Below are 707 nucleotides of genomic sequence, written 5' to 3'. Positions count from 1 at the left end.
GGTTCATGAATTTTTGATGTTGGTGGACCGAGGAGCCAGGTGACGCAGTCACCTTGGCTCTTTTTTTATTCCTATGTTTAAGTGTCTCTCTATGCAACGATAGTTTGTGTTGTGTTCTCATCTTTAAAGAAGAGCGGTCGTCTCTTTTTGGTCTGTCTAACCAGTAAGTTCTGAGTAATCAAAATACGAAAACGTAAGTGATTAAAGTTCCGATACCCATACCCGCTGCGTTTTATGTTCTTGATTTTGTTATTGGTGCCTTCAATAATCCCATTGGATAACGTGTATGTCAAACTATTTTCAATCGCGGGTAAATACTTTTCAAGCGTTTGAAAGGTCGTTCGGACCTTGCGTGGCACCACATATTTTCGTGTTTCATATAAATCATAAATAAAGGCCTCCGAATGATGCATCGCAATATCTGCCTTCAAATCATTGACTAAATGATAGACCTGCTCCAATCGTGGATCGATACTCAACATATAATTGACCATACTTTTTTGAGTCACAAGGCCATCAAACAGCCGGTGAATGTGGTAATCCTCGAAGTCCAAGGACTCCCGGTTTTTTTGAATTAACTTCCATAATTGTTTTAATTTGGTGTAATCACGCGGCCGGTTGTAACGAATCGTGTTCATGACTTTAATCCGATATCTGTTTAACGTATTATTCAATAATTGAACGATATGAAACCGATCGATGACAAT

1 protein-coding gene is annotated in these 707 nt (G+C 38.9%); it reads right to left on the bottom strand.

Translation table 11 applies throughout. The annotated features are described in order from the left end of the window. Window positions 1-89 precede the first annotated feature (89 nt). A partial coding sequence (locus ACEN3Z_RS11895) for a transposase (RefSeq protein WP_407090987.1) occupies window positions 90-707 on the bottom strand: 618 nt, incomplete at its 5' end.

This window comes from Ruoffia sp. FAM 26254, from assembly GCF_045528545.1.
In the GTDB taxonomy this organism is placed as follows: domain Bacteria; phylum Bacillota; class Bacilli; order Lactobacillales; family Aerococcaceae; genus Ruoffia; species Ruoffia halotolerans.
Note: the sequence above shows the minus strand (reverse complement) of the source record. Positions and strands in the feature narration are given on the sequence as shown.